The organism is Fibrella aestuarina BUZ 2, from assembly GCF_000331105.1.
GTDB classification, from domain to species: domain Bacteria; phylum Bacteroidota; class Bacteroidia; order Cytophagales; family Spirosomataceae; genus Fibrella; species Fibrella aestuarina.
On sequence record NC_020054.1, the window covers coordinates 5,848,407 to 5,868,018 of the forward strand.

Here is a 19,612-nt window from a genome sequence, read left to right on the forward strand (position 1 = left end):
CGTCATTGGTTGTCATTGATGGTCATTCGTTGTAAAAACAATAAATGACAACGAATGACCATCAATGACAACCAATGACGGCAAAGCCAACTGACCATTACCCCTACCGCCCGATCGGAATCAGGTAGCCGACGGAGAGTTTGCCGTTGAGCAGGTTGCCATCGGCATCGCTGGAGGTCAGGTACGTGCCGCGGGCTTCGATGTGCAGGCTACCCGGTCCGGCTTGCAGCGCCACCCCGATACCCACCGAACCGCCGTAGTTGATCCGGCCGTCGTTCGGGCCAGGTTCGATGGGCGCTTCGCCGGTTTCGCCGCCCTCGCGCACCGAGATTGTGCCGCCGAGCAGGTACGTTGCCGTGGGGCCCGCGTTGACAAAAAAGCGGGCGTTCGCTTGGCCGAAGGTGTATTTCAGCAACAGCGGCACTTCGATGACGTTGAATTTGAACTGCAGGTAGTCGGAACCGGCTACGGCTTTGAAGCCATACTGCGCATAAAGCACTTCGGGCTGCACGGTGAAGGCCCGCCGGCCGAAGCTCAGCACGACGCCCGCGTGGAAACCCGTGATCGGAACAAGCTGCGACCCACCCAGATCGGCGGCGTTCAGGCCACTCACCGAACCGGCCCCATACCCGGCCCGGAAGCCCACCCGAAAGCCGCTGTCTTCACCAGTCGAGGTGGTGGTTTTAGCCCGCCCAACGGGCGCTGCCGGGGGTTGCTGACGCGCCATCTGGGCAGCCGTCGCGGTGGTGGCCGCCGTTGGCTTTTCGGCCAGGGCGGGGGCGGGCGGGGTTGCTGCTGGGCTGGGTACGTTGGTGGCGGGGGCCGGGGTCGCCGACGCCTTCGCCATCACCATTGGGTTGGCCGGTGCCCGGCGAACGACGGGTCGGTTGGCTGATGAGCGGGCGGCAGCGGGCGCCGGTTTGCGCGACGTGGCTTTGGTCTGAGCCGATACGCTGACGGGCAGCGCAATTAAAGCGAGGAAAAGTAGGGACTTGTTCATGGTAAGAGGAAGGTGCCGAAGCGGCGTTTACTGTTCGTTTACGCCGTAAAGTTGACCCCACCCCCACCGGCCCGAAACGCCTTTCGGTATGGATCGTCCTTTTCGCGGGTTGAACCGGCAGAATACGCCACCTGGCGCGGTGGTTGGGGCTACCGCGCTGACTTTACCTGAACAGAGAGGAAACGGCTTACGGGCGGCTTTCGGCCAGTGAGTGGGTCGTGGCGGCGGGTTGCAGCAGGGGCAGCGTCACCCGGAAGTGCGTGCCGGTGTCTTCGATAAGGGGCGCGGGCTGGCCGAGCATCTGGTATTTGGCCAGAATGTTGCTCAGGCCCACGCCGTTGCTCAGGGCGCGGCTGGGCTTGCGCTGTAGCGAGTTGCTCACCACCAGCCGCCGTTGGTCATCGGTAGCAATCGTGATCGTCAGGGGCAGATCGGGCAAGACCACGTTGTGCTTGACGGCGTTTTCCACCAGCAATTGCAGCGTCAATGGCGGCAACTGGCAGGCATCCAACCCCGGCTCGATCCGGGTCACCAATGTCAGCGCGTCGCCGTGGCGGGTTCGGAGCAGGTGGTAGTAGGAATTGATAAACTCCAACTCGCCGGCCAGGGTCACCAGCGACGCGTCGTTGCTTCGCAGGAGGTAGCGATACACCGAACTCAACTCTTCGGCAAACATCCCGGCCTGGCGCGGATCTTCTTCAATGAGTGAAATCAGCGCGTTGAGGCTATTGAACAGAAAGTGCGGATTGACCTGCTGCCGCAGCGCGTCGAGCTGCGCCTGAAGCTGGGCTTTATTGAGCGTATCGACCTCCCGCCGCGATTGCTGCCAGTAGTCGTAGCTCTCGATGCCTTCGTAGGTGATCACCACCAGCGCCACGATCACGAGGGTATACAGAATGGCAAACCCCAGCCGGACGGGGTCGGCGACAAAATTGGGCAGGCCGATGGCCCAGTACACACCATACAACAGGCTCACGTTTACGCTGGATGTGATGGCCGTCCCTATATAGCGTATGATGGCGCGTTTCAGGTACTGCCGGGGATCGGTAAAGGTGCGATTGGTGTAATGCGCGACCTGGTTGTTGATGAGCCAGTTTAGAAACGATTCGGCAAACGCGATACCGGTCGCCAGCAGCAGCGTCGTGGGGTGGCGCCAGTATGCATCGCCGATCAGAATCCAGTTCAGCAGCCCGATATAGAGGGGTAGCACAAAGATCTGAAGCAGCCAGTCGTAGCGAGAATAGCTCAGCGACTTCATGAACAGCAGGGAGAGAAGAGTCAGGTACCCAAATCTACAGAATTGCGCGTAATTGTTTACCAACTCAGCTAGTTGTAACGCTGCCTACTTATTGACCGTCAGGTACGTTCGCTGTCCTGAGCACGCTTTAGCGCCGTTTCACCGTTGGGGTTTACCGGTTCATCGGGAACTGTACTTGGGGCGTGCCGGGGCTCGTGCAGCTTTGGGGCATCGAACACAAAGCAACAAGCGCTCCGGCGCTTTCCCCATGAACCTGTCTGTTACTCCCCTGCTGTTTCTGGCAGCCGCCCTGGTCACCCTGGCCTGCACTAAACCCACCACCGAAGTCGTTACGCCGGGCACCACCACCGGCAAGACGCCCTACGTGACCATCACCACGATTGCGGGCGCCGATACCCAGAAAGGCTTTATCAACGGCAAAGGCAAAGCGGCCAAGTTCAAGTATCCCTGGCAGCTGACCATCGACAAAAACGACAACCTGTATGTCATCGATCAGCGCATCAGCTATTACGGCGGCAGCGTGATCCGCAAGGTCGACCCGGCGGGGAACGTAACGACGTTTGCCCAGGGGCTGGCTTCCGTTACAGACCTTTGCGTTGACCCGCGCGACGGTGTCACGCTCTACGCCATCGAGAGTGGCGATGCACCCGGCGTGCCCAACGGTATTTTCCGCATCAACAGCGCGGGGCAGGTTACCCGCCTGAGTGGTGGCCCCGACCCCGACGGCGGCTATTCGTTTGGCTACCGCGACGGGCCGCTGGCGAGGGCTAAGTTCAGCAACCCCTGGAGTATCATTATGGACAAAGCCGGGATGCTCTACATCGGCGACGGGCTGAATCACTGCATCCGCAAGGTCGATCTGAGCACCAACACCGTGTCGACGTTCGCGGGTAAGCCGCTGGAAAACACGGCCGTTTGCAAGTACGCCGACGGAAAAGGCCCCGCTGCGCAGGTCTGTACGGTCGAGGATCTTACCCTCGATCAGGACGGCAACCTGTTCATTCCCGACTGGGGCAACAACAGCGTCCGGATGGTGACGCCCGACGGCAGCATGTCGACGTACCTAAAGCTGAGCACCGGCTACACCCCCGACCGCCCCCGTAGCCAGAGTGGCGTATACCAACCCTATCGGGTGCAGTACGATCCGGTTAACAAACGGCTGATCGTGGTGGTAGACACCGGCAGCGGCCTGATCATGGTGACACCCGACGACTACGTACACAGCCTGGGGCGCGTGCTGTCGAGCGATTATGCCGACACGAGCCCCGGCACTACGCATGGCACCTACAGCCTGGCCGTCAACAGCAAGGGCGAGCTGTTCACCCTCGACACCTACAATCACTGCATCCGCAAGCGGGTTATTAGCTGGCAATAGACTTACGCCGCGAGTCTGTCTGGCGCAGGTACGTCTCTGGTCATCATCGTATTGACTCAGAAACGTACCGGTAGCGGCATTAGCTTTGGGGGCGAGTACGCCTTTATCCGGTATACCCCTCAACGCACCCACATGCTCCGTTCCTTTTTGGTCGCCAGTATGGTCGCCCTGTCGCTGCTGACCCTCTGTTTCAAACCGAAACCCAAACCCATCGTGCTGGCCTACGTGGGCGGCTTTCGGGGGCTGGTCGATGCCGAGGCGATCGCCGTGGAGAAGCTGACGCACATCAACTACGCCTTTGTCGACATAAAGAACAACCGGGCGTGGCTGCACAACCTCGCCACCGACTCCACCAATTTTCGCCGACTGACGGCCCTCAAGCGCCGGAACCCGGACCTGAACATCCTGATCTCCATTGGTGGCTGGGCCTGGAGCGAGAACTTTTCTGATGCCGTGTTGAGCGACACGTCCCGCAGGGCGTTTGCCGCTTCGGCCGCCGCGATTGTCGGGGACTACGGGCTGGACGGCATCGATATCGACTGGGAGTATCCGGGCATGAAAGGCGAAGACAATGTATTCCGGCCCGAGGATAATGCCAATTTTACCCTGCTATTCAAAGCCCTGCGCGGGCAGCTCGACAGCCTCGGGCGGCAAACGGGCAAACGCTACCTCATCACGACCGCCCTGCCCGGTTTCCCGGCTATTTTCACGCATACCAACATGGCCGAAGCGCAGCAGTACCTCGATTACATCAACGTGATGTCGTACGATTTCTTCACGGGCGGGCCGCAGGCGGGGCACCATACCAACCTGTTCCCGTCGGGTAAGGTCGACGATGAGCAGTCGGGCGACCGGGCCGTAACGCTGTACCGGCAGGCGGGCGTTCCGGCCAGCAAGCTGGTGCTGGGTGTGGCGTTCTACGGACGGGCCTGGCAACTACAGACGGCCAACCCCGACGCCTTTCCGCGTACGATCACGAAGGTGGAGCGGGGCGGCGGCTACACCTTCATCAAAGACAGCCTGCTGACCAACCCGGCCTATGAGCGCCGCTGGGACCGGCGGGCCAAAGCACCTTACCTCTACAATGCCAGCCTGCAACGGTTTGTGTCGTACGACGACGAGCAGTCGGTGAAGGCCAAGTGCCGGTACGTGGCGAAAAATGACCTGGCGGGCGTGATGTTCTGGGAGTATTTCAGCGACCCTAAGGCCTATCTGTTGGGTACCATCGATCGGGCATTTCACTAGATACCGCGGCAGGCGCTGAACAGACGGCTTTCCTGAAGGTTACTTGAACGTAGATACACATTCACTCATTCCGTTCAATGAAGTTACCTGTACTCAGCCGGTATGGACTGGGGCTGGCGTTGCTGCTGTTGCTGACCCGCTGCCAGCGCGTGAACCCGGCCCCGCCCAAAGCCGAAGGATTTGATGCCCCCTTGCCGCAAACCGCATCGTACGTGGCCGGTTCCCTCACCTTTCAACTGACGCAGCTGGAAGAAAAAATCAACCGGGAACTCGACCCGGTGCTGGTGGGAAAAGGCACGCCCGGCGGCAAGAAAGGGAGCCTTTTCCCGTTTCGGGTGGCGCGGTCGGGCAAAGTGCGCATCGCTTACGTTAATCAGCAACTTCGGTTTTCGACACCCTTACAGCTATGGGTCGCCAAACCGTTCAGCGGTGATCCCGCTCCACCCGACAAGCCCTTCTGCGCGCTCAACGTCGGCTTCCAGAGCCCGCTGACCGTCACGCCCAACTGGCGGCTGGCCAGCCGGGTGAAGTTCACCCAGTTTGAGTGGGTCATCAAGCCCGAAATCCGCATCCTGGGGCAGGAAATCGAACTCACCAACCTGGCGCAGCGGCTACTCGACCGCTACCAGTCGAGCATTGAAGCGGCCATCGACACGGCGATTTACAAGGAGCTACGGCTCGATCAGCTGGTGAGCCCGGTCTGGCGGGACATGCAGAAGCCCCTGCTCATCGACCGCCAATTTGGGTTATGGCTGTTGCCCAAGCCGGTGGCCGTAGCCGCGAGCCCCATCACGGGCAACAGCCGGAGCATTACCTCGCACCTGGGCATTACGTTTGAAACGAAAACCGAACTGAAACCAACGGAGCCCCCGCACACGCCGACCACGCTACCTACGCTCGAGAAACGGGATCAGTTACCGTCGGTATCGGATCTGCGCCTGACGAGTTCGATTCCCTACGCCGACATCAACCGGATTCTGGCGCTCAATCTGGCCAAAAAGCCGCCTGAACTGGCGCTGGGTACGTTGACGATCAAGAAGGTGTCGGTGTATGGCGGGCAACGGTCGCTCATTGCCAAAACCGAAGTGAGCGGCCTCATCAACGGGACGATCTACCTGCTTGGCCGCCCCGAATTCGACACGCTCACCAACACGCTGGTGGTGAAGAACCTGGACTTCGACCCCGGCACCAGCGAGGTGTTGTCGGGGCTGAACAACCGGCTGGTTCATAAGGGGTTAGTACGGCTGCTGGGTACGTTGCTGACCATCCCGCTGGGCGACGACATTGCCAAACTGCCCCAAAAGATTACCGAGGCCTTTGCCAAAGGCAAGCCGGGCGAGAAAACCAGTTTAGCAATTCAGAACTTCCGGTTTACGCCAAAGCAGATCGCCATCCGACCCGACGGCGTGCAGGCGCTGATTCGAGTGCAGTCGACGGTGTCGATGCAGGTAAAGAAATTGTGAATAAGTGAGTGATCCGTGCGGGGTTACCCGTCCTGTACTTAGTGCGCTTCTACGGAAGGGTCGTTGGCGGATACGGCGGTCACCAAAGGCAGCGTCACCCGAAACCAGCCATCCACCTCTTCGATCCGTGGCAGCGGCTGATTCAGCAACTGGTATTTCTCGGCGATGTTCGACAGCCCCACCCCGTTGGACTCGACCCGAACCGTCCGGGGTTGCCGGTTATTTTCAACAATCAGCTGCCCCGCCGCTGAGGTGCGAATGCAGATCGTCAGGGGTTCTTCGGGCAGCACACGGTTGTGCTTGACGGCGTTTTCCACCAGCAATTGCAACGTCAGCGGCGGCACACAGGCGTCCATGAACGACTCGGCCACCCGTATCGCTGGCTGAACACCATTCCCGAAGCGGGTTTTCAGCAAGTGGAAATACGACTGAATGAAATCCAGCTCGGTGCTAAGCGGAGCCAGCTCCTGGTCGGCCGCCCGCAGCAGGTAGCGGTATACAGTCGACAGTTCATCGACGTAATCGGTCGCCTGCCGGGGATTTTCGTCAATCAGCGCCGAGAGCGTATTGAGTGCGTTGAACAGAAAATGCGGATTGACTTGGCTTTGTAGCGCGCGCATCTGCGCCTCGGTATGCTGCTGCCTTAGTTTTTGCAGGGCCAGGTCAGCCTGAAGCTGCTGGCGCAGGTGCTGTTCGCGTGCGCGCATCAGTTCCTGTTCGGCCATGAGTTGGCGTATAGCCTGCTGGTGTTGCCGATACGACAGGCCCAGCGAGACGCAGGCCAGATCGAGCAGAATACCCACCTGCATGAGAAACCCCAAATTGATGGGCAGCGGCAAGCTTTCCATTTCTTTGGCGCTCAATCCACTGTGTGTGAGCACCGAAACAACCGCCAGAATTTCGCCGATCCAGAGCGCAATGGTGCCCACCACAAAGAAGCGGGCGAGCTTATCGGTTTGTTTTACCTGGGTGCAGAACGAGTAAACGATGGTCAGGTTGGTGCCCAGGATCACCGCGATACGGCAACTGGCAAGCCAGATTGCGTGCCAGTCGGTTTGCCAGAGCGACGAGAACAGGTTGAAATACACCGTCGGCACGGTCATCACAAACCACGTCCACTGCATGATACGGTACCAGCGCATCAGGCGGGTATGCGGTGCCAGATTGAGGAAGACGATGGCCAGTTCGAGGTACAGCAACGAAAACAGCGGCAGATTAATCGTCCGCAAAAAGGCAATGATGTGCGCGGGCTCGTCGATGAATTGGATACCGAACGAAACGACCCACACCAGGATATAGCCGCTGTAGAGCAGGTAAATTCGCTCGCGGCGGATGACCCACTGAACGAGGTTGGCTGCCAGCATGATGGTAGCTCCACCCGTAAAAAGGAGCAACCACTGTTCGTAGGTGGGAAGCGGGAAGGCCATAAGCTGCTGCAAACCGGATTCAGAACGAAGGTACGTAGCCGTTGCTTCATGGCGCGTTTATGACGCTTCATCTGGTTATCCATTGGTCATGGCTTGGGTTAACGGCCATTTTTGGGCGAACAACAAATCCGAACAACACATGAATCCCCAACGCATCCTCTTCGCCACCATGCCATTCGACGGGCACTTTAGCCCCCTCACCAACCTGGCCGTTCACCTTAGCCAACTCGGGCACGATGTGCGCTGGTTTGTGGGTGGGCATTACGGCCAGAAAGTAACGCAGCTGGGCCTGCACCATTACCCGTACGTGAAAACGCGCACCGTCAATCAGGAAAATCTGGATCAGCTCTTCCCCGAACGGGCCACCATCAAAGGCGCCATTGCCCGCATCCGTTTCGACCTGGGCCAGATTTTCCTGCTTCGTGTGCCCGAACAGATCGACGACCTCAGGGCGATTTACGACGAATGGCCGTTTGACCTCATTGTGCAGGATCTGGGCTTTGTGGGGGGTACGTTCCTGCGCGAGCTGCTGCCGGTGAAGGTAGTGGGCGTGGGCGTGGTGCCACTCACCGAATCCGACGACTGGGTGCCCCCGACCAGCCTGGGCATGAAACCGCAGTCGGGCCGGGTGGGCCGGCTGGTAAGTCGGCTGCTCAACTACCTGGTGCAGGACGTTATGCTGAAGCCCGCCAATGACCTGCACAACGAGTTAAGGGCGCAGTACGGCCTTCGGCCGGTGCCGGGTTTTATCTTTGATGCCACCGTTCGGCAGGCCGATCTGTACCTGCAAAGCGGCGTGCCGGGTTTTGAATTTCCCCGTAAGCGCATCAGCCCCAACGTGCGGTTCATCGGGCCCATGCTGCCCTACAGCCGGGCAAACAGGCAGCCGTTTGAGCAGGCCATCAAAACGCTGGCCTATAAGCGGGTGGTGCTCGTCACGCAGGGGACCGTCGAGCGGAACGTGGAGAAGATCATCGTGCCCACGCTGGAAGCCTACAAAAAAGATCCCGATACGCTGGTGATTGTGACCACCGGCGGCTCAGGTACGTTGGCGTTGCGGAAACGGTACCCACAGGCCAATTTTATCATCGAAGACTTTATCGATTTCAACGCCGTGATGCCCTACGTGAGTGTGTACGTGACCAACGGCGGGTATGGCGGCGTGATGCTGGCGCTGCAACACAAGCTCCCGATTGTGGCGGCGGGCGTGCATGAAGGCAAAAACGAAATCGCCGCCCGGATCGGCTACTGCCAGGTGGGTGTCGACCTGCGCACCGAAACGCCCACCCCCGACCAGATTCGCCGGGCGGTGGCCACCATCCTGGGCGACGAAACCTACCGGCGTCAGGTACGTCGGTTGAGCGACGAGTTTGGCCGGTATAACCCTAATCAACTGGCCGAACAGTACATCAACGAGCTACTGGCCCAGTCGGTGGGGGAGCCCGTTGCCGCCCTGTCGTGAAGCAGGTGCGACCCCGGTAACGGGCAGGCGTTGAGGCTAGTTAAAAACCGCTATTTTAGCTGTGTTAACCTTCTATCGAATGCATACAGCTACAACACGCATAGTTCTGGCCGGGCTGCTCATAGCCGGTGCTTGGTCGGCCACTGCTCAGGACCGCCTGACGGGCAAATCGTTTGCAACGCGGGCGGTGGTGATGGCCCGGAACGGGATGGTCTGCACCTCGCACCCACTCTCCACGCAGGCGGCCATCGACGTGCTGCGCAAGGGGGGCAACGCCATCGACGCGGCCATTGCCGCTAACGCGATGGAAGGCGTGGTGGAACCCCACGTGAACGGCATCGGGGGCGATCTGTTTGCCATTGTCTGGGACGCCAAAACCCGCAAGCTCTACGGCCTCAACGCCTCGGGCCGGTCGCCGTACAGCCTGACCCTGGCCGAGCTGAAAAAGCGCGGCCTCACCCACATCCCGTCGGCCGGGCCGCTGCCGGTATCGGTGCCGGGGTGTGTGGATGGCTGGTTTGAACTGCACAAGCGATTTGGCAAAACGCCCATGCCCGACATCCTCGCGCACGCCATTCGCTACGCCCGCGAGGGCTACCCCGTTCACGACGAGGCGGCCTTCTACTGGGGCAGCATGATCGCCCGGATGGGTAAATTCCCCAACGTGATGGACGTGTATGCCCCCACGGGAGCCGCCCCTAAACGGGGAGAACTGTTCCGAAACCCGGCGCTGGCCAATACACTCGACAAACTGGCCAAGGGCGGGCGCGATGCCTTCTACAAAGGCGACATTGCCCGTACGATCGATACCTTCATGAAAAAGAATGGGGGCTTTCTCAGCTACCGCGATCTGGCGGAGCATACCTCCGACTGGATCGACCCCGTCTCGACCAACTACCGGGGCTACGACGTGTGGGAGCTGCCGCCCAACGGGCAGGGCATTGCCGTGTTGCAGATGCTCAACGTGCTGGAAGGGTACGATTTCTCGAAAATTCCGTGGGGCAGCCCCGAGCACATTCACCGGTTTGTGGAAGCCAAAAAGCTGGTGTTCGAAGACCGGGCGAAGTATTACGCCGACATGGCGTTTGCCAACGTACCGGTGCAGGATCTGATCGCCAAGCCCTACGCCGCCAAACGCCGGGCCCTGATCAACGACGAGCGGGCAGCAGCCAGTGTGGAAGCGGGCAACCCGGCGCTGAAAGACGGCGACACCATCTACCTGACCGTGGCCGACAGCGACGGCAATATGGTTTCGCTGATTCAGAGCAATTACCGCGGATTTGGCTCGGGCATGGTACCCGACGTCCTGGGCTTTACGCTGCAGAACCGGGGCGAGCTCTACAGCCTGACCGAGGGGCAGAACAACACCTATGCGCCCCACAAACGGCCTTTTCACACCATCATTCCGGCGTTTATCACCAAAGACGGGCAGCCGTTTATGAGCTTCGGGGTGATGGGGGGCAGCTTCCAGCCGTTGGGGCACGTGCAGATTGTCATGAACATGATCGATTTCGGCATGAACCCGCAGGAAGCCGGCGATGCCCCCCGCATCGACCACGCGGGTTCGTCGGAACCGACCGGCGAACGCAGTACGGGCGTCGGCACCATCACGCTCGAGTCGGGCTATCCCTACGAGACCATCCGCGCCCTGATGGTCAAGGGGCATAACGTGGGGTATGGATTGGGGAGTTACGGCGGCTATCAGGCCATTATGTACGACGCCAAAAACAAGGTTTACCACGGCGCCACCGAGTCGCGCAAAGACGGGCAGGCCGCCGGGTTCTGACCGCCTCAGGTACGTTGCCAGCCCGCCATGCCGGGAGACATGGCGGGCTTTTTTAGCCGCCGCTCGACCCGTTTTTCGCCGTTGCCAACGCCTGGCGAGGGGCTGCCGGCCAGGCGGCTTTAGGCAGCGCAGTTGCTGACTCGTTTGTTCCGCTTCATCCAGCGCTTTTGCGGGTTCGCCCGTCTGCCGGTTGGACCGGCCGAAGCAGGGTGCGAGTTTTAGGACAAAGCCGCTGACGCACCGCAACCAACGTCCTGACCTTATGCACCCTCGCCCATAACCAGCCCGGCAGCCCCAATGCGTCTGAGTAACTTCGCCCGAACCCCTATACAGGTGGCTGGGTACGTTCCTCCGCCCATGAAGGGCTTTTTCTGGTCGAGTTCCCTACTACTTTGCGGGGCTTGGCGCTGTGAGATCGCCCGTAGAATCGGTACGTTTGTCATGGTTCGTTTTTTTCTCCCTCCTACCCCGTTGGAACGTCCCAATGATGTCTGGCTTCGTGCCATCTGCATACCGCTCATCATTCTGATGGCGAACCTGCTGTACCTGGAAGACAGCCACTACAACCTGGTGGCCTATGCCTTCTGGTCGGCGGTGGGGATTGCCTATGCGCTGCTGATGTGGGAGATCACCATACGGTGGCTGCTGTTTGTACGGCGGCGTTACACCGGCATCGGGCAAACCCGGCGGCGGGTACTCATCACCTTCGGCGGGTATTTCGTGATTACCTCCTCGCTACAGGCCCTGATCATCTGGCTCGCCGACCTCACCAACCTCGCCGCCATCGCGATCAACTGGACCGTCTACGCCCGCCTGATCGCCGTGGGGCTGGTCTGCGTGCTTTTTGTGGGGGCCTTCTACGAACTCATCTACTACATCCAGAAATACCGCGAGGCCGTACAGGAGTCGGAGGCTATCAAAAAAGTGGGCCTGCAAACCCAGTACGACAACCTTAAAAACCAGGTCAACCCACATTTTCTGTTCAACAGCCTCAACTCGCTCTCGGCGCTGATTACCGAAGATCGCGGCCGGGCGGGCCTCTTTCTCGATGAACTGTCGAGCGTATATCGCTACCTGTTGCAGGCGGGGCAGCGGCCACTGGTAACGCTGGACGAAGAGATGACGTTTTTGCAGGCCTACCGTTACCTCCTCGACACCCGATTCGGCGAGTCGCTGCGCTGGGAAATCAACGTCGGTGAGCAATACCTCGACCAATGGCTGCCGCCGCTCTCGTTACAGACGCTGATCGAGAATGCGCTGCGACACAACGTGCTGCTGCCCGACAAACCGCTGACGCTGCACCTGGCCACGCCGGCCAACGGCTCGTTGGTGGTCTGCAACGGCATTCAGCGCAAACGAGCCGTCGTGTTTGCCCAACAGGGTGGCCTCAGCCTGCTGGCAGCCCGCTACGAATCGCTGCAGCTACCGCCACCACTCATTACCGACAACGGCCAGCAGTTTGTGGTGAGCCTGCCGCTGGCGCAGAAAGAGCAGGTACTGGACACCCTTTCGCTAACGAATGTGCCCATGAAATGAAGGTGACGCGCTACTCCAATCAGGATGAACTCTTGCAGTTGGTGATCATTCCCGTTTACGTGGTCATTCTGAACACGATTTTACTGGGAACCCGCTATTGGCAAGACTGGCCCACGGCCCTGTTTGCCACGGTAGTGGCATTGGGGGTCGCCTTTGCCACCTGGTTGGTCAACAACGCAGCGGGGTTATACCTCAACCGGCTTTTTCCGAGCCTCAGTCAGCTCTTTCCCCGGCTGCTGTGGCTGCTGGGCTGGTGTTTGTGTTCGGGCAGTGTGGCCGTGGTGCTGATCTACAGCCTCTACAGCTGGGCCGACGGCCTGCTGTTTCCGCTACGGCCGGGGCGGCTGGGCTGGGCGCTGGGGTATGAACTGCTGGTGGTGGTGCTGGTCATTACGCTGTACGAGGGCGTCAGAACGTTTGAGCGCTGGGAACAGAAGCTGCGCGAAACCGAGGAGTTGAAAAAAGCGAACCTGCAAAGCCAGTTTGAAAGCCTGAAGAGCCAGATCAACCCGCACTTCCTCTTCAACAGCCTCAACACCCTCTCGTCGCTGATTGAAGAAGACCCGCAGCAGGCCGAACTGTTTGTGGATGAGATGGCGAGTGTGTATCGCTACCTGCTCCGTAGCAACGAAAGCCAACTGGCGACGCTGGCCGCCGAACTGGACTTTGCCCAGTCTTATTTCCATTTGCTACGGACCCGCTACGGCGAACACATTCACCTCGATCAGGACGTAGACCCGCAGTTCCATGAGCGGCTGCTGCCACCGCTGACGCTGCAACTCCTGCTCGAAAACACGGTCAAGCACAACGTGATCCTACCCGAACAACCGCTGACCATTCAGATTCAAAGCCAGCCGGACGGCCACCTGGTCGTGCGTAACAACCTGCAACGCAAAAACAGCCGGGTGCTCTCGAACCAGATCGGGCTGGCGAACATCGCGACCCAGTTCCGGCTGCTGGGCGGGGGCACCATGCGGGTCGACGACGACGGCCTGTTCTTTGCGGTCACGCTACCGTTGTTGCAACGCTAGGTTACTGCCTCTTCTGTTGAAAAACAGGCATCATATCCGGGCAAAGGGCCTGCCTTTTCTGCGTTCCACAAAATGGAACGGCTTTCCACCGGCGGGAATCCAGACACGCACTCCATAATACAACTTACTGATAATCAGAAGATTTACCGTACTGGCACAGATTTCGACTTCATGCTGACAAAATCGATCAGCTATGGACAGCAACGAATCTCTTTCCATCTTCATCGTCGACGACGATCTCTTCTGCCAGAACCTCTACGAGCAGTTTATCCGTAACCTCGGCTACACCAACATCACGTTGTTCAGTGACGGCCAGGAGTGCCTGAACCGCCTCACCGATCAGCCCGACGTAATCCTGCTGGACTACCGCATGGAACCCCTCGATGGCCTCGACGTGCTGCGGAAAATCAAGCGGTTCAACCCCGACATCTACCTGGTGGTCATCTCCGGGCAAGACGACCTGCAGGTGGCCGTCGACGCCCTGAAGTACGGTGCCTTCGATTACATCATCAAAGGCCAGAACGACTTCGAAAAGATCGAGTCGGTGCTCAAAAAGATTCAGAACGTGATGGCGCTGTTGCAGCAACGCCCACGTGGCCGCTGGCAGAAACTATTGACCATGCTGGGTGCCATATGAAACCGATGGTACGCCCACTATTCTACACGCTGATGGTGGTCCTCGCGGGCTGGCTGTCGAGCTGTGCCCCGCGCAACCTCTTCCAGGCTCCGGCCACCCCTGTAGCCGCGCCCGTCGATTCGACTTTCTTTGGTCAGCAACAAACGCAGTACCGCATCCGCAAAGACGACAAAGTGAGCATCAGCATCTGGAACCACGACGACCTGAGCGTGGGCTCGCTCTACAGCATCTACAGCGCCAACGAAGTCTACGGCAAGTGGGTGCTGGTGGACCCCAACGGCGACGTGGCCGTGCCGAAAATCGGGCGCGTACACCTGGCGGGGCTTACGCTGCTGGAAGCCCGCGAGCGGCTGCTGGGTGAGTTTAAAAAGTGGCTCGTCGACCCGATCATCGACGTGCGCGTGCTGAACCGCGAAGTGACCGTGCTGGGTGAGCTGAAAAGCCCCGGCAAATTTCTGATTGAAAAAGAGACCAATTCGCTGGTGGAACTGGTAGGCCGGGCGGGCGACTTCGACATGTATGCCGACCGGCAGGCCGTAAAGGTCATTCGCACCATCAACGAACAACCGCACACCATCACCATCGACCTGACGCATATCGATCAGTTCGACCGGCGGAACATCGCCATCCTACCCGGCGACATCATCTACGTACCAGCCCGGAAAGGCAAATTCTGGGACAAACGGGCGGGCCCCAGTGTGCTGCCCATTGCCAGTGCCATTACCACCCTCGCGGTGCTGTTCAAAACCTTCTTTTAAACACTGTACTCCGTTCACTGCCGCCAGCGTACGTTGTCGCCAGCCAACAGAGCACTCAACATAGTATGTCGGAGCTATCAAAAACGCTGGGGCTGCTGGGGCCATTTGTGCGCGGCCTGCCCTTCACCATCCTGGTTATGGCCATCGCGCTGTTTCTGGCAGGCCGGTACCTGCAATACGCGACGCCCATGTATGACAGCATGGCGAAGATTAAGCTGGCCGACGTAAACGAGGGGGCTCCCAGCGCCAACCTCTACAAAGATTTCGACGTGTTTGTCAATGCCAACAAGATTCTGGCCGAGGTCGAACTGCTGAAGTCGAACGTGCTGCTGACCAAAGCCCTGTCGACCCTCGATCTGGCCGTGAGCATCTACCGGGTTGGTAGCCTGCGCAAAACCGATCTGTATGGGCAGTCGCCGGTGCGGATCACGGCGGCCCTGTCCAACCCCAAGCTCTATAACCAGGTGTTTGGGCTGGCGATCCGGCGCGACACGCTGCTGACGATCACGTTGCCGGGCGGAAAAACCCTTCAGGGCAAACTCAACCAGATTCTCACCTTCGACGACGGCACGCTCTTCATCGGACGCAACGATGCCCTGCTGGCCAAACGGCCGAATCTGGTCATCAACGACCGGTTCGAATTCATTGTCCGCAGTCAGGAAAACGTGGTGGAGTCGGTGGTGGGTGATCTCGACGTGATGGCCGTCGACAAAGACATTCCGGTGCTGCGCATCAGCTACAAAAGTCCGGTGCCTCAGAAAGCCGCCGACGTGGTGAACGGCATTGCGGCGGCTTACATCGCCGACGGTGTCAACGACCGTTTCCGGGCCGCCGACACCACCTCTGGTTTTCTGGCTAAAGAGCTGAAAGCCTACCAGGACCGGCTGTCGGCCAGCGAACGGGCCATCGAAGCTTACCGTAACAACAAAAACATCATCAACATCCGGCAGGAAACCGAAACCGACCTGCGCAAAATTTCGGACCTGAAAAAACAGCTGTCGAGCGTCCACATGAATATGCTGGCCATCGACAGCCTGAGCCGCTCCATCCGGCAGCATCCCGATTTCCTCAAAACGGCACCCAACTTCGAGGCCTTCACCGACCTGCTGTCGACGGAGATCATCAAGAAAATGAAGCAGTTGCAGGGCGACCGCCGCGAGTTGCTGGTGCGCTACACCCCCGACCACGAGAAGGTGCGGCTGCTGGACACGCAGATGAACGACCTCGCCGACTACATGCGCGAGAGCATCAACAACACGCTCACCAACCTGAGAATCAAACACCGCGACCTGAGCGAAACCATCAGCGAAGCCGAGGCCACGTTTATCGGGTTGCCCACCAAGGAAAAAACCATGACGGTGCTGGAACGCAACTTCAGCCTCGACGAACAGATTTACCGGTTTCTGCACCAGAAGCGCACCGAAGCCGATATTGCCCGGGCGGCGACCATTTCGTTTCACCGGGTCATTACGGAAGGCAAGGTGGCCACGAAGCCCATCTCGCCCAACCCCATGCTTACCAAGGTGCTGGCAGGCTTCCTGAGCCTGCTGTTCAGCGTGCTGATCATCTACGGCGTGCATTTTATGAAAGCGCGGGTGAACTCCGTAACCCTTATTCAGAAAAACTCCGAAACGCCCGTTGCCGCTGCCGTTCCGTTTCTGGCCAAACCCACGCAGGCGCAGTTGCTCTTCCGGCAGTGGGCGCTGCACATGGACCTTAAACAACGCCTCGAATCGGGCGCGGTGGTGGTGGTCTCGTCGTTTGACAGTCAGGAAGGCAAGCGAACCATCACCCGCGGGCTGGTGCAGGCCATGACCAACCTGGGCAAATCGGTGCTGGTGGTTGATGCCGACGGCACCATGACGGCGGGCATCGACCAGCCCGACGTGACGTATGTCGATCTGCCGCAGGTCGACGAGCACTGGCAACGGCCCATCACCTGGCAACCGCTGCTCAACGCCTGGCGCAACCAGTTCGACGTGATCGTGGTCAAAAATGCGCCCCTCGCGCAGGAGTCGGCGGCGGCGATGCTGATGGCCTCGGCCACGCTGAACCTGCTGCTGCTCGACAGCCGACGTACCCGGCAAAACCGGATTCTGGAGGCCGATCTGCTCAAGGAGAACCTGCACCTGCCCCCCATGGAGTTTGTGCTCAACCGGGCGGGCTACACGCCATCGATCTTCCGCGAGGCGTTCCAGTTTTTGCGGAAGCTGGGCCGACGCCGCCCCGCTCAACCCAAACCCAAAGCCCTGCCCGCATGATCGCGCAACGCATCCAACGCGAACTAGCGTCTCAAAAAGGGCTGGTCCTGGCAGACCAGGTCGTTGTTAGCGGCTCGGCCTTCCTGACCAACCTATTGCTGGCCCGGGCGCTGGGCGCCGTAGCCTACGGCCAGTTTTCGGCGGTGGTGCTGTGCCAGTTGTTTCTGCTGTCGGTGCAACAGGCGGTGGGCAGCGGCATCTACCCCATCGTTTGGGCTAACCTCGCCCCGCCCCTTCGCAAACGCTACACCGACGGGCTGCTCTACGCCCAACTGGGCTGGCTGCTTGGGCTGGCCGGGCTGGGTACGTTGGCGACGCAACTGCCCTTCTTTCTTACCGGCTACGAGACGGGCCTGCTGGTGGCCGCGGGCATCGGCACGGGCCTTTACCTGTTGCAGGATTTTTTGCGGAAATTGCTGCTGACCCAGCAACGGGCCGGGCGGGCGCTGTTGCTGGACGGCCTCACGAATGCCGGGCAACTGCTGTTGCTGGGGGGAAGCCACTGGCTGGGTACGTTGTCGCTGCTATCGGCGCTCTGGATCGTGGGCCTCACGTTTCTGCCTTCCGTGGCGCTGGGGCTGGTGGGGCTACGGCCCGGCCGGTTTCGGGTAGCGTCGCTCACGCTGGTGGGGCAACACCACCGGCAGCAGGGCGGCTGGATGCTCCTCTCGGCGCTCACGCAGTGGCTGGCGGGCAACTTCTTCGTGCTGGCGGCGGGCTGGTGGCTGGGCGCGGCGGCCCTGGGCGCGCTGCGGCTGGCGCAGTACATCTTCGGGCTGCTCAACGTGCTGTTGCAGGCGCTGGAAAGCTACGTGCTGCCCCGGGCCGCCCAACTGGCGCCGACGCCCGACGCCCTGATCACGTACCTGCGGCGGGTGCTGCTCAAAAGCCTGCTTGGGTTTGGGCCGATCCTGCTGCTGCTCACGATCGGGGCCGAGCCGCTGCTCACCTTCGCGGGCGGGGCCGACTACCGGGCCTTTGCCTACGTCATGTACGGACTCACGGCGGTCTATGTGCTGGTCGTCAGCAGCTACCCCATCCGGCTGCTGCTGCGGGTCCGGCAACTCAACCGGCACTATTTCGTCGGTTACGCGCTGGCGACCCTCGGCAGCCTTAGCACCGCCTCCTGGCTCATCGGAAACTACGGACTCGCGGGCGTGCTGGCGGGGCTGTTTCTCACGCAAGTCATCCTGCTGGCCTACTGGCTGCTGGTCTTACAACACAACGGTTTATCTCCATGGAAATCATTCACCTTATTCTCGGCAAGGCCAATCCGGCCCGAATGAACGGGGTCAACAAAGTCGTGCATGAGCTGGCTACGCAACAGCAGCAGGCTGGCTTTGCCGTTGAAGTCTGGGGCTTCTCGGCCAACCCCGTCCACGACTACCCCGAACGTACCTACACCACGCGCCTGTTCAACGCCAGCCGAAATCCGTTCGGGATTGACACCGCCTGGAAGCGAGCCATTCGGCACCATAAACCCACCGTGGTGCAGTTGCACGGCGGCTTTGTGCCCCGGTTCTACGCCGCCGCGCGGTTCCTGCAACAGGAGCAGATTCCGTACCTGATTACGCCCCACGGCAACTACAACTGGCACGCTCTGCAACGGAGCCGCCTGCGCAAACGGCTTTACTTTTCCCTCTTCGAACGCCCGCTGCTGCTGGGTGCCAGTGCCATTCACGCGCTGGGGCAAAGCGAAATCGACGGGCTGCAACGCATTTTTCCAAACCAGAAATCGGTGCTGATTCCCTACGGTTTTTCGGCCACTACGCCCCCCATCCCGCGCGTGTCGTCCGATTTCGTCGTGGGCTTCTGCGGACGGCTGGATAGCGACCACAAAGGGCTCGACCGGCTGCTCGATGGCTTTGCACAGTTTCGCCAGACAGCCCCCAATGCCCGACTGTGGCTGCTGGGCGACGGCCCTCACCGCGCCCAACTCACCAGTCAGGCCAATGCGCTCGGGCTGGGCGAGGCAGTCACGTTCTGGGGCAGTCAGTTTGGCGATGATAAGCTGCGCCTGCTCCAGCAGTGTAGTGTGTTTGTGCACGCCTCGCGCTACGAAGGTTTGCCGGTCGCGGTGCTCGAAGCCGCTTCGCTGGGCATTCCCTGCCTGATCTCGGAGGCCACCAACGTGGGCGATGCCGTCCGGTCGTTTGGGGCGGGGTGCGTGGTGAAGCAGGGCACCGCGGATGAGGTGGCCGACGGCCTCGCGCGCCTCTACCAGCAGTGGCAGACCGACGGGCTCACGAGCCTGCAGCAAAACGCCCGGCGGATGGTCGACGATGCCTTCAACTGGCCCCGTCAGCTCGACCTGTTCGACCAGTTGTACCGGCTCATTAGCCATCGCCCACTCGCCTAATCTCCCCCAACCCC

15 protein-coding genes are annotated in these 19,612 nt (G+C 60.1%); 12 read left to right on the forward strand and 3 right to left on the reverse strand.

From position 1 onward, the window contains the following. Nucleotides 1-103: 103 nt before the first annotated feature. Both FAES_RS24220 and FAES_RS24225 read right to left on the reverse strand, forming a co-directional pair. On the reverse strand, nucleotides 104-1,000 hold the full coding sequence (locus FAES_RS24220; protein WP_015333837.1) for a porin family protein: 897 nt from the start codon (nucleotides 998-1,000) through the stop codon (nucleotides 104-106). 187 nt (nucleotides 1,001-1,187) lie between these two features. Beyond that, a complete protein-coding gene (locus tag FAES_RS24225) occupies nucleotides 1,188-2,258 on the reverse strand; it encodes a sensor histidine kinase (RefSeq protein WP_015333839.1) in 1,071 nt (356 codons plus the stop codon). Between the two features lie 247 nt (nucleotides 2,259-2,505). Between FAES_RS24225 and FAES_RS24230 the strand changes: the two genes are divergently transcribed. The 3 genes from FAES_RS24230 (at nucleotide 2,506) to FAES_RS24240 (ending at nucleotide 6,341) form a co-directional block, all read left to right on the forward strand. After that, complete coding sequence (locus tag FAES_RS24230) at nucleotides 2,506-3,633, forward strand: NHL repeat-containing protein (RefSeq protein WP_015333840.1); 1,128 nt, start codon at nucleotides 2,506-2,508, stop codon at nucleotides 3,631-3,633. A gap of 132 nt (nucleotides 3,634-3,765) precedes the next feature. Further along, nucleotides 3,766-4,878: a glycoside hydrolase family 18 protein gene (locus FAES_RS24235; protein WP_041258355.1), complete on the forward strand. Its 1,113-nt coding sequence runs from the start codon at nucleotides 3,766-3,768 to the stop codon at nucleotides 4,876-4,878. Nucleotides 4,879-4,955: 77 nt separating this feature from the next. Then, entirely contained in the window at nucleotides 4,956-6,341 is a 1,386-nt protein-coding gene (locus tag FAES_RS24240) for a DUF4403 family protein (RefSeq protein ID WP_015333842.1), read from the forward strand. 38 nt (nucleotides 6,342-6,379) lie between these two features. Here FAES_RS24240 and FAES_RS24245 read toward each other — a convergent pair whose 3' ends face one another. Next, nucleotides 6,380-7,768, reverse strand: coding sequence for a sensor histidine kinase (locus tag FAES_RS24245; protein WP_015333843.1), 1,389 nt, complete (start codon nucleotides 7,766-7,768; stop codon nucleotides 6,380-6,382). 139 nt (nucleotides 7,769-7,907) lie between these two features. Here FAES_RS24245 and FAES_RS24250 point away from each other — a divergent pair, with 139 nt between their 5' ends. The 9 genes from FAES_RS24250 (at nucleotide 7,908) to FAES_RS24295 (ending at nucleotide 19,598) form a co-directional block, all read left to right on the forward strand. Next, nucleotides 7,908-9,230, forward strand: coding sequence for a glycosyltransferase (locus FAES_RS24250; protein ID WP_041258356.1), 1,323 nt, complete (start codon nucleotides 7,908-7,910; stop codon nucleotides 9,228-9,230). A gap of 79 nt (nucleotides 9,231-9,309) precedes the next feature. Further along, the gene (ggt, locus tag FAES_RS24255; RefSeq protein ID WP_015333845.1) at nucleotides 9,310-11,016 is read left to right on the forward strand and encodes a gamma-glutamyltransferase; all 1,707 of its coding nucleotides are present in this window, start codon (nucleotides 9,310-9,312) and stop codon (nucleotides 11,014-11,016) included. Between the two features lie 471 nt (nucleotides 11,017-11,487). Continuing rightward, on the forward strand, nucleotides 11,488-12,552 hold the full coding sequence (locus tag FAES_RS29310; protein WP_158408811.1) for a sensor histidine kinase: 1,065 nt from the start codon (nucleotides 11,488-11,490) through the stop codon (nucleotides 12,550-12,552). Beyond that, nucleotides 12,549-13,583 (forward strand): sensor histidine kinase, encoded by a 1,035-nt coding sequence (locus FAES_RS24270; protein ID WP_041258358.1) that lies wholly within the window; start codon nucleotides 12,549-12,551, stop codon nucleotides 13,581-13,583. Before FAES_RS29310 ends, FAES_RS24270 begins: the two co-directional genes overlap by 4 nt. Nucleotides 13,584-13,776: 193 nt before the next feature. After that, on the forward strand, nucleotides 13,777-14,220 hold the full coding sequence (locus FAES_RS24275) for a response regulator (protein ID WP_015333847.1): 444 nt from the start codon (nucleotides 13,777-13,779) through the stop codon (nucleotides 14,218-14,220). Nucleotides 14,221-14,225: 5 nt separating this feature from the next. Beyond that, entirely contained in the window at nucleotides 14,226-14,978 is a 753-nt protein-coding gene (locus tag FAES_RS29315; protein ID WP_158408812.1) for a polysaccharide biosynthesis/export family protein, read from the forward strand. A 65-nt stretch (nucleotides 14,979-15,043) separates the two neighbouring features. Beyond that, the gene (locus tag FAES_RS24285) at nucleotides 15,044-17,239 is read left to right on the forward strand and encodes a GumC family protein (protein ID WP_015333849.1); all 2,196 of its coding nucleotides are present in this window, start codon (nucleotides 15,044-15,046) and stop codon (nucleotides 17,237-17,239) included. Beyond that, nucleotides 17,236-18,525, forward strand: coding sequence for a lipopolysaccharide biosynthesis protein (locus FAES_RS24290; protein WP_015333850.1), 1,290 nt, complete (start codon nucleotides 17,236-17,238; stop codon nucleotides 18,523-18,525). Before FAES_RS24285 ends, FAES_RS24290 begins: the two co-directional genes overlap by 4 nt. Continuing rightward, nucleotides 18,477-19,598, forward strand: a complete 1,122-nt coding sequence (locus FAES_RS24295; RefSeq protein ID WP_015333851.1) for a glycosyltransferase family 4 protein — start codon at nucleotides 18,477-18,479, stop codon at nucleotides 19,596-19,598. Before FAES_RS24290 ends, FAES_RS24295 begins: the two co-directional genes overlap by 49 nt. Nucleotides 19,599-19,612: the final 14 nt, after the last annotated feature.

Bases quoted from the DNA above. Each gene is read 5' to 3' on its own strand.
- FAES_RS24295 (WP_015333851.1), top strand. From the start codon at position 18,477: ATGGAAATCATTCACCTTATTCTCGGCAAGGCCAATCCGGCCCGAATG.
- FAES_RS24230 (WP_015333840.1), top strand. From the start codon at position 2,506: ATGAACCTGTCTGTTACTCCCCTGCTGTTTCTGGCAGCCGCCCTGGTC.
- FAES_RS24245 (WP_015333843.1), bottom strand. From the start codon at position 7,768: ATGGCCTTCCCGCTTCCCACCTACGAACAGTGGTTGCTCCTTTTTACG.
- FAES_RS24220 (WP_015333837.1), bottom strand. From the start codon at position 1,000: ATGAACAAGTCCCTACTTTTCCTCGCTTTAATTGCGCTGCCCGTCAGC.
- FAES_RS24225 (WP_015333839.1), bottom strand. From the start codon at position 2,258: ATGAAGTCGCTGAGCTATTCTCGCTACGACTGGCTGCTTCAGATCTTT.
- FAES_RS24270 (WP_041258358.1), top strand. From the start codon at position 12,549: ATGAAGGTGACGCGCTACTCCAATCAGGATGAACTCTTGCAGTTGGTG.
- FAES_RS24250 (WP_041258356.1), top strand. From the start codon at position 7,908: ATGAATCCCCAACGCATCCTCTTCGCCACCATGCCATTCGACGGGCAC.
- ggt (WP_015333845.1), top strand. From the start codon at position 9,310: ATGCATACAGCTACAACACGCATAGTTCTGGCCGGGCTGCTCATAGCC.
- FAES_RS24285 (WP_015333849.1), top strand. From the start codon at position 15,044: ATGTCGGAGCTATCAAAAACGCTGGGGCTGCTGGGGCCATTTGTGCGC.
- FAES_RS24240 (WP_015333842.1), top strand. From the start codon at position 4,956: ATGAAGTTACCTGTACTCAGCCGGTATGGACTGGGGCTGGCGTTGCTG.
- FAES_RS29315 (WP_158408812.1), top strand. From the start codon at position 14,226: ATGGTACGCCCACTATTCTACACGCTGATGGTGGTCCTCGCGGGCTGG.
- FAES_RS24290 (WP_015333850.1), top strand. From the start codon at position 17,236: ATGATCGCGCAACGCATCCAACGCGAACTAGCGTCTCAAAAAGGGCTG.
- FAES_RS24275 (WP_015333847.1), top strand. From the start codon at position 13,777: ATGGACAGCAACGAATCTCTTTCCATCTTCATCGTCGACGACGATCTC.
- FAES_RS24235 (WP_041258355.1), top strand. From the start codon at position 3,766: ATGCTCCGTTCCTTTTTGGTCGCCAGTATGGTCGCCCTGTCGCTGCTG.